This is a genomic window from Halorubrum sp. AJ67, from assembly GCF_000513435.1.
This window is the reverse complement of sequence record NZ_CBVY010000009.1, coordinates 97,216-98,639: the sequence shown is the minus strand read 5'-3', so window position 1 is coordinate 98,639 and position 1,424 is coordinate 97,216. Positions and strand designations below refer to the sequence as shown.

Sequence of the window (1,424 nt, the reverse complement as noted above, 5' to 3'; positions counted from 1 at the left end):
TGAGCGCCGACGCGGTCCGGTCCCTGCTCGCGACGACACATCCGCCTCACGGGCGCGCCGATCGGAAACACTCTAATACGTCGTGAACGGAAGTGATGGATATGGACCCACTGCAGTTCCTCGTTCCCCTCGGCTGGCTGTCGGCCGTCGGGCCGGTGCTGCCGTACGCGATCTTCGTGATGACCGTCGCGAACCTCGCGACCCGGCACCTCGCACACAGGCGGCACGTCGAACAGGGCCAAGACGCCGACAGCGTGGAGGCGTACAACCCCCACGTGTTCACCAACGTCGGACTCGTCCTGCTGTGTTTCCTGTTCATCCTCGATTCCCCGGTCAGCGGGACGATCCTGTCGGTGCTCGTGCTCGCGATGTTCATCGCAGACTTCTTCGAACTGGAGGCCCGGAACGTCGAGGCGCGCAACGACATGGAGATAGAAGCACCGAAAAGCTCGATCGCCGCCTCGCTCGTCGTGCTGGTGTGGTCGTCGTACTACGCGCTCTTCTTCGTCATCGAAGGGATCTGGAACCAGTTCGTCGTCGCCTGACGGGGCCGCACACCGATCCCGTCGGCTCCCCGCCTCCCCGAACCGCCGCCCTTCGCTCTTCGGTCGCTAAAACGTCCAGTCGCCGGTGAGCTTCATCCCGGTCGCCTTCCCTTCATCTTCGAGCGCCGCGGCGACGGTGTCGGTGTCGCGGCGTGGGATCGACACGTCGGCGTCGGCGAGGTCGACGACGAGTTCGGTCAGGAGGATCGCCTGCTCTCTGAGGTTCCGCGACTCCAGTTTGTCGAGCGTGTCGGCGTGCGTGTGGCCCCACCCGCGGCCGCGGCCCTCGGTCTCGCCGGAGATCATGTACCCCGGGATCCCCCGTTTCACGAACGGCCAGTGGTCGCTGTGCGGGACCATCTCCTCGCCCGTCGATATCGGGTGATCGAAGCGGTCGCTCACCCGCTCGGCGGCGTCCGCGAGCGCGTCGAAGTCGTGGTGGTCGAGTCGCAGGGTCCGGCCGAACACGTTGCTGTCGACGTTGACGACGGCGCGGACCGCCTCACGGTCCGCCGCCTCGGCGGCCACCGACGAGCCGACCAGTCCGACCTCCTCGGAGCCGAACGCGGCGAACCGCACCCGCACGTCGAGTTCGTCTTCCCGGGCCGCGAGCGCCCGCGCGACCTCGACTATCGTCGCCGTACCCGCGCCGTTGTCCATCGCGCCCTCCGCGAGGTCGTGGGCGTCAACGTGCGAGGAGACGATCAGGTGTTCGTCGGTGTCGGGACCGAGTTCGGCGACGGCGTTCCCGCTCGTCGCCGCGGGGGTCTCGCAGTCGACCGCGACGGTCAGTTCGTCGCCCTCGTTCCGCCGCGCGAGCCGCGCTCCCGCCTCCTTCGAGACGCCGACGGCGGGGATGTCGCCGACGGGCGCGGCCGC

The 1,424-nt window shown here is 68.3% G+C and carries 2 protein-coding genes; one reads left to right on the top strand and one right to left on the bottom strand.

Features of this window, described 5'->3' with window-relative positions; translation table 11 throughout:
- Positions 1-101: 101 nt before the first annotated feature.
- The gene (locus BN903_RS09340; RefSeq protein ID WP_048077473.1) at positions 102-545 is read left to right on the top strand and encodes a hypothetical protein; all 444 of its coding nucleotides are present in this window, start codon (positions 102-104) and stop codon (positions 543-545) included.
- 66 nt (positions 546-611) lie between these two features.
- Here BN903_RS09340 and BN903_RS09335 read toward each other — a convergent pair.
- A partial coding sequence (locus BN903_RS09335) for a M28 family metallopeptidase (protein ID WP_048077472.1) occupies positions 612-1,424 on the bottom strand: 813 nt, incomplete at its 5' end.

Bases quoted from the DNA above. Each gene is read 5' to 3' on its own strand.
- BN903_RS09340 (WP_048077473.1), top strand. From the start codon at position 102: ATGGACCCACTGCAGTTCCTCGTTCCCCTCGGCTGGCTGTCGGCCGTC.